The following is a 7,022-nucleotide window of genomic DNA, read 5'->3' as shown; positions in this document are numbered from 1 at the left end:
GCTTGCGCCTTGACCGTGATCGGCCGGTAGAAGTTCTTGCCGGCAATGTCCTGTCCTTCATCGGTGTACAGGTACTCGAGATAGGCCGTGGCCACGGCGCGCGTGCCCTTGCGGTCCACGGTCTTGTCCACCACCGACACCGGTGGCTCGGCGAGGATGCTGATCGACGGGTAGACCACGTCCACCTTGTTGCCAAACTCCTTTTCCAGCAGATAGGCCTCGTTCTCCCACGAAATGAACACATCGCCCTGGTTGCGCTGGGCAAAGGTCACGGACGAGCCGCGCGCACCGGTGTCGAGCACTGGCACATTGCCGTAGAGCTTGGTGATGAACTCACGCGCCTTGGCGTCTCCGCCGTACTTGCGCTTGGCGAATTCCCAGGCTGCCAGGTAGTTCCAGCGCGCGCCGCCGGAGGTCTTGGGGTTGGGTGTGATCACGCTGATGCCGGGCTTGACCAGATCGTCCCAGTCTTTGATGCCTTTGGGGTTGCCCTGGCGCACCACCAACACGATGGTAGAGGTGTAAGGCGACGAGTTGTGGGGCAAGCGCTTTTGCCAATCGGCAGGAATGAGCCCGCCGTTTTTGACCAAGGCATCGATGTCACCAGCCAAGGCCAGCGTGACCACGTCGGCGTCGATGCCGTCGATCACCGAACGCGCTTGTTTGCCCGAGCCACCGTGCGACTGCTTGATGCTCACGTCTTGGCCGGTCTGGGCTTTCCAGTGTTTGGCAAAGGCAGCGTTGAACTCGACATACAACTCGCGGGTGGGGTCGTACGACACATTGAGCAAGCTCACGGATGCGGGTGTTTGAGCGGGTGCTTGGGCCGAAGCGATGCCAGCCACGGCCAATAAGCCAAGCGCTGCAAAAGTGGAGAGGAAGTGTTTGCGTTGAATCATGGGGATCTCTTGAGAATGCATCGAAAATTGCGATGGATGGATTCTGTGAGCCCATGTCTAAAAAGGGAACGACAGAGTTCTCACTTCTAAATTACCCAAACATCTAAGCCCCATGCACACCGTCTTGTTCAAGCCCGCTCATGCCTGGCAGGCCTGGTCCATGGCCTTGCGCCCGGCCAGCTTGGTGTTGGCCATCGGGCCGGTGTGGGTGGGTGCGGCGGTGGCTTTTTTTCACACGGGTGAACTGCCAATAGGGCTGACGGCAATGGCACTGCTGGCGGCCTTGCTGATGCAGGCCATCACCAATTTGCAAAACGATGTCGGGTTCACTGCGCGCGGCTGCGCCGAGGTGGGACAGCATGTGGGCTTGCCACGCGCCACCGCACGGGGCTGGCTCAGCGTGAGACGTGTGCGCTGGGTCATTGGCGTGTTGTGCGCGGTGGCCACCAGCTTGGGCCTGGTCTTGGTGACGCAACGCGGTTGGGGGGTGCTGGCCATTGGCGTGGCGTCGTTGCTGGCGGCGCTGGCCTATATGGGGGGACCCAAACCCATTGCCTACACCCCCTGGGGCGAGTTGACGGTGTGGGTGTTTTTTGGCTGGGTGGCGGTGCTGGGCACCGAGTGGTTGCTGTCCAACCAAGTGACGGTGCTGGGCGCATGCGCGGCGGCAGCAGTGGGCAGTGTGTCGGCGGCGGCCTTGGCCGTGAACAACCACCGCGACATGGCGCACGACCGCTTGGTGGGTCGCCACACTCTGGCAGTGTGGCTGGGCGCCGCAGCGTCTGCGCGCATGCTGCACCTGTGGCTGCTGCTGCCGTTTGTGATGTCTGGCGTGATGTGGGCCATCACCCAACGCGCAGGCCTGCTGTTGCCACTGCTGGGCTTACCTCACGCCATGAGGCTCATGCGTCGCTTGCCGCGCTGCACCGATGGGGCAGACTTCAACGCCTTGCTGTTGGGTGTGTTTCGCACCGAGCTGGCATTTGCCACGGCGCTGTCGGGTGCGCTGGTGGGCGTCAAGCTGCTGAGCGCTTGAACGTCCTCACCTCGCACACACGTTCACGCGCATCAGCAGCAGCGCTTGCCTTCGGCGCATCAGGCTTTGCTGTCTGGCACTCCCAGCTTGCGTAAGAGAAAGCCCATGGGGCACATGTTGCTGAAGCCGAACTGAAACAAGTTCAAGCCGACAAACGCGGTGAAGGCCAAGAACCAGGGGCTCACAAAGAGCGGGCTTTGCGCCACACCTAAAGCCAAAGACACCACGATAAAAAGACCCGCGATCACGCGGATATAACGCTCAACAGTCATGACAGACTCCTTTTAAAAATCACACCGCCACATGGCGCTTGCGGTACAGCGCGTAATACAGCACCGGAATCACCACCAGCGTGAGCAAGGTGGAGACCAAGATGCCGAAAATCAAAGAGATGGCCAAACCATTGAAGATGGGGTCATCCAAGATGAAGAAGGCGCCGATCATGGCGGCCAATCCGGTCAATGCAATCGGCTGTGCGCGCACCGCAGCAGCGGACACCACGGCTTGCTCAAAACGCATGCCTTGCGCCACTTGAAGCTCGATGAAGTCAACCAGCAAGATCGAGTTGCGCACGATGATGCCGGCCAGCGCGATCATGCCGATCATGGACGTGGCCGTGAACTGCGCACCCAGCAAGGCGTGGCCGGGCATGACGCCAATGAGGGTCAAGGGGATGGGGGCCATGATGACCAAGGGCGTGCGATAGCTCTTGAACTGCACCACCACCAAGAGGTAAATCAAGATCAGGCCCACGCCGTAGGCAGCGCCCATGTCGCGGAAGGTTTCGTAGGTGATTTGCCACTCCCCATCCCACTTGATGGCGTATTGGCGGTAGGTGTCCGTGGGCTGTTGAATCCAATACTCGCCCAAGTCGCCCGTGCCGGGCAAAGCTGCTTCGCGCAGGTGGGGGCGAATGTCAAACAGGCCATACAACGGTGAATCCAATGTGCCCGCCATGTCGCCCAGCACATAGCTCACACCCTTGAGGTCTTTGCTGAACAAGGGCTTGTCAATCACGTCGCGCTCGACGCGCACCAGCTCAGACACGGGCACCAAGCGCCCGTTGCTGGCACGCACAGACAAGGCCAGCAGTGGATCAAGGCCCACCTGTGCTTCGCGCGGCAATTGCAGGCGCACCGGGACAGGGTATTTGCTGTGGTCGTCGTGCAGATACTCAGCGTCTAAGCCTGAGAGCGCACCTTGCACGGTTTGCGCAATCGCGGCCACGGACACGCCTAAGGTCTCGGCGCGTTGGCGCAGCACCACCAAGTGGGCGCGGGGTGCGTCTTCTTTCAAGGTGGTGTCGATGCCCACGATGTCAGCCGTCTGGCCAAAGGCCTTGGCGATGCGACGCGCCAGGGCTTGACGGCCGGCTTCGTCAGGCCCATACACCTCGGCCACCAGCGGGCTCATGACCGGTGGGCCTGGGGGCACTTCAACCAGCTTGATGCGTGCGCCATGGGCTTGGGCAATGGCTTCGAGTGCGGGGCGCAAGCGCTGTGCGATGGCATGGCTTTTTTCGCTGCGGTGGTGCTTGTCCACCAAGTTGACTTGCAAGTCACCCATCTCCACCTCAGCGCGCAAGTAGTACTGGCGTACCAAGCCGTTGAAGGTGATGGGGCTGGCGGTGCCGGCATAGCCTTGCAGGTCCCGCACCTCGGGCTGCTGGGCCAAGTGGGCCCCCAGGGCATGCAAGGCCGCTGCGGTGTTCTCCAGCGGTGTGCCCGCCGGCATGTCGACCACCACCTGAAACTCGCTCTTGTTGTCAAAGGGCAGCATCTTGAGCACCACCCACTGCACCGCTGCCAGCCCCACCGACAGCATGAGTGCGACCACGATGCCCGCCAACAGCTGCCAACGTTTTTTGGCGCTGTGCAAAAACGGCGTGAGCACCCGGCTGAACAAGGCATCGAGCTTGGCTTTGACACGGCCTGTGGTGTGTGGGTGAGCATGCTCGCTTGTGTGTGCGGTGCGCATCAACGTCAAAGCCAACCAAGGCGTGACGGTGAACGCAATGGCGAGAGAGATGGCCATGCCCAGGCTCGAATTGATGGGGATGGGACTCATGTAGGGACCCATCAGGCCCGACACAAAGGCCATGGGCAGCAAAGCCGCAATGACCGTGAGCGTGGCCAAGATGGTGGGGCCGCCCACTTCGTCTACCGCAGCAGGAATGATGTCGCGCAAAGGTTTCTGCGGATACAAAGCTTGATGGCGGTGGATGTTCTCCACCACCACGATGGCGTCGTCCACCAAGATGCCGATCGAGAAGATGAGCGCAAACAAAGACACGCGGTTGAGCGTGAAGCCCCAGGCCCAACTGGCAAACAAGGTGGCGGAGAGGGTGAGGATGACCGCGCTGCCCACAATCACCGCTTCGCGGCGACCCAGCGCCAAGCCCACCAGCAAGATGACCGAGCCGGTGGCAAAGGCCAGTTTTTGAATCAGCTTGTTGGCTTTTTCGGCGGCGGTCTCGCCATAGTCGCGCGTGACCGACACCTGCACACCGTCGGGGATGAGGGTGTTGCGCAAGGCGTCGACACGGGCACGGACCGCACGCGCCACATCGACCGCGTTTTCTCCGGGCTTTTTGGTGACGGTCAAGGTCACAGCCGGATAGACCTGGCCGGTGGCGGCAGTTTCTGGTGCGCTTGACACCTTGTCTGTTTCGGCCAACCCAGCTGCCCCGGGCGTGAACCACACATAGCGTTGGGGCAGTTGCGCGCCCGCTTCAACGCGCGCGACTTCACGCAAATAAATGGGCTTGCCTTGGGAGGTACCCACCACCAAGTCGGCCACGTCGTCGGCGCTGCGCAAGAACTCACCCGCTTGCACGGTCAGCATTTTTCCGTGGGTCGACGCAGTGTCCATCACGCTGCCCACGGGCATCGCCAAATTGGCAGCGCGCAAGGTGGCTTGCAAACTCAACACATCCAAGCCACGGTCACGCAAGCGGACTGGGTCTAACCAGACGTGAATGGCACGTCCTGGACCACCGATGGTTTGTACTTCGCGGGTTCCAGCAACCGCCTTGAGTTCGGTCTCCAAGCTTTGCGCCACCAACGCCAAGTCCACACCGGGGGTGCTGTTTGGGCTCCAGAGCGTCAGTGCCAGCACCGGCACATCGTCAATGCCTTTGGGCTTGACGATGGGAGGCAAGGTCCCCAGGTCACGGGGCAACCAGTCTTGGTTGGCGTTGAGCACGTCGTACAAACGCACCAAGGCCTCGGTGCGCGGCACGCCCACTTTGAACTGCACCGTCAGCACCGCCACACCGGGGCGTGACACCGAATAGGTGTGCTCCACCCCAGCGATTTGGCTCAGCACCTGCTCCGCAGGTTTGGCCACCATGTTTTGCACGTTGACACTGCTGGCCCCTGGAAATGCAATCAGCACATTGGCCATGGTGACGTTGATTTGCGGCTCTTCTTCACGCGGGGTGACAAGCACAGCAAACAATCCCAGCAAAAGAGCCACCAAGGCCAACAAAGGGGTGATGGCATTGACCTGAAATGCTGCTGCGATGCGACCGGACACGCCCAGCGTGGTTTGGTGTGATGGGGGTTGCTGCATGACCAGGCCTTATTTGTGAGAGGTGGCAGTAGCGGGTTGTGCGCCCAGCAAGCCGGCTTGCACGGGATCGAGCGCCACGCGGTCTTGCGCAGACAAGCCCGCCAGCACTTCGACTTGACCTGCACCCACCTGGCTGCCCAGACGGACCACACGCATCACAAACCCCGGACCACCCGCCACATAAACGGCAGTGAGTTCGCCACGACGCAGCACGGCTGTGGCAGGCAACGCCATGCGCTGCGCCACGCCCGCCACAAAACGCACACGCACCTGCTGGCCCGGCACCCACGGTGTGTGGGCCAGGTTGGGCAGATCGATGCGCCACTGCAGGGTTTGCGACAACGCGTCGGCAGCTGGCATCCACTGCTGCCCCACGGGCTTGACCCACTCACCGCCACTTGCTGCGGGTAGTTGCACCTCCAGATGCGCTGCAGCGCGTGTACTGGCCATTTGCGACACGCCCACATGCACCACCACGCGGTAGGCTGTGGGCGCATACATGTTGAGCAACGGTTTGCCTGGCAAAGCCAAATCACCCGCTTGCACCAGGGTGTCAGACACATAGCCGTCGTAAGGTGCCGTGACACGGGTGAACTCTTGCGACAGTGCAGACTGACGAGCCCCCGCCCCCGCTTGGTCGCGCCCCGCCTGAGCCGATTTGAATTGCAACTCCGCCGTGTCTAACGCCGCTTGGCTGACAAAGCCTTTGGCTTGCAAGTCACGCGCACGAGCCAGGTTGAGCTGGGCGTTGCGCATCTCCGAATCGCTTTGCACCAGTTGGGCTTGGCTGCGTTGCACACCGGTTTGGGTTTCGCGGTCATCCACGGTGGCCAACACCTGACCGGCTTTGACCAAGTCGCCAGCCTTCACCAGCAAAGCGGACACGCGCCCAGAGGCCTGGGACGAGACCGAGCTTTGTTTGATGGGCTCGACCACCCCATCCATCTCCATACCCGTGGTGACCGACTGGGCACCGACGCTGACCACCGGCACACGCACCGCCTCGGCGCCCCAAGCGGCGCCCCAAGTGGCAGCCAAAGCGCCTGCCAAAGACCAAGTGACTGCGCTGCGCTGCGCGAATGAGGACTTCAACATGTGCTCTCCTTGGCTTGAACGCCACAAAACTGGGTATACAAAACCTGCATCACATGCAAGGCGATGTCGCTGTTGATTTGGTAGTGAATGTTTTTGCCTTCACGGCGGGTGCTCACCAACTGTTCGTCACGCAGCACACTGAGTTGCTGCGACAAAGTGGGCTGCACGATCCCCAACAAGGCCTCCAGTTCGCTCACGCAGCGCTCGCCTTGCGCCAACTGACACAACAGCATCAAGCGGTCGGCGTTGGACAAGGTTTTGAGCAAACGGCAGGCCTGGTTGGCTGCGGTTCGCATGGCACACAGGTCGATGGGGGCTGGCGTTGGCATAGAGAATCTATCAATCAATGAACAAACAATATATTACACGATATATTGTTTGTTTGTAAATTAAAATCAACGCCACAGGTTGAACGGGGA

General features: G+C 61.0%; 6 protein-coding genes. 1 reads left to right on the top strand and 5 read right to left on the bottom strand.

The genetic code is table 11. The features are described from left to right. The coding region (locus ACKWJN_RS01550; protein WP_408593869.1) for a sulfate ABC transporter substrate-binding protein at positions 1 to 899 on the bottom strand (899 nt) is incomplete at its 3' end. A 112-nt stretch (positions 900 to 1,011) separates the two neighbouring features. Here ACKWJN_RS01550 and menA point away from each other — a divergent pair. Continuing rightward, positions 1,012 to 1,935 (top strand): 1,4-dihydroxy-2-naphthoate octaprenyltransferase, encoded by a 924-nt coding sequence (gene menA / locus ACKWJN_RS01545; protein WP_408593868.1) that lies wholly within the window; start codon positions 1,012 to 1,014, stop codon positions 1,933 to 1,935. Between the two features lie 59 nt (positions 1,936 to 1,994). On the opposite strand, the gene ACKWJN_RS01540 is transcribed toward menA, so the two are convergent. The 4 genes from ACKWJN_RS01540 to ACKWJN_RS01525 are packed head-to-tail and all read right to left on the bottom strand — an operon-like array spanning position 1,995 to position 6,932. Continuing rightward, on the bottom strand, positions 1,995 to 2,207 hold the full coding sequence (locus ACKWJN_RS01540) for a DUF2892 domain-containing protein (RefSeq protein WP_408593867.1): 213 nt from the start codon (positions 2,205 to 2,207) through the stop codon (positions 1,995 to 1,997). Positions 2,208 to 2,226: 19 nt separating this feature from the next. Continuing rightward, positions 2,227 to 5,508, bottom strand: coding sequence for an efflux RND transporter permease subunit (locus ACKWJN_RS01535; protein WP_408593865.1), 3,282 nt, complete (start codon positions 5,506 to 5,508; stop codon positions 2,227 to 2,229). A 9-nt stretch (positions 5,509 to 5,517) separates the two neighbouring features. Next, positions 5,518 to 6,603 carry an efflux RND transporter periplasmic adaptor subunit gene (locus ACKWJN_RS01530; protein ID WP_408593863.1) on the bottom strand — a complete coding sequence of 362 codons (1,086 nt, stop codon included), beginning with the start codon at positions 6,601 to 6,603 and terminating at the stop codon, positions 5,518 to 5,520. Then, positions 6,597 to 6,932: an ArsR/SmtB family transcription factor gene (locus ACKWJN_RS01525; RefSeq protein WP_408593861.1), complete on the bottom strand. Its 336-nt coding sequence runs from the start codon at positions 6,930 to 6,932 to the stop codon at positions 6,597 to 6,599. Before ACKWJN_RS01525 ends, ACKWJN_RS01530 begins: the two co-directional genes overlap by 7 nt. Positions 6,933 to 7,022: the final 90 nt, after the last annotated feature.

The organism is Limnohabitans sp., assembly GCF_046052825.1.
Classification (GTDB): Bacteria; Pseudomonadota; Gammaproteobacteria; order Burkholderiales; family Burkholderiaceae_C; genus Limnohabitans.
Note: the sequence above shows the minus strand (reverse complement) of the source record. Positions and strands in the feature narration are given on the sequence as shown.

Coding starts and splice junctions, on each gene's coding strand:
- menA (WP_408593868.1), top strand. CDS start 1,012: ATGCACACCGTCTTGTTCAAGCCCGCTCATGCCTGGCAGGCCTGGTCC.
- ACKWJN_RS01540 (WP_408593867.1), bottom strand. CDS start 2,207: ATGACTGTTGAGCGTTATATCCGCGTGATCGCGGGTCTTTTTATCGTG.
- ACKWJN_RS01535 (WP_408593865.1), bottom strand. CDS start 5,508: ATGCAGCAACCCCCATCACACCAAACCACGCTGGGCGTGTCCGGTCGC.
- ACKWJN_RS01530 (WP_408593863.1), bottom strand. CDS start 6,603: ATGTTGAAGTCCTCATTCGCGCAGCGCAGCGCAGTCACTTGGTCTTTG.
- ACKWJN_RS01525 (WP_408593861.1), bottom strand. CDS start 6,932: ATGCCAACGCCAGCCCCCATCGACCTGTGTGCCATGCGAACCGCAGCC.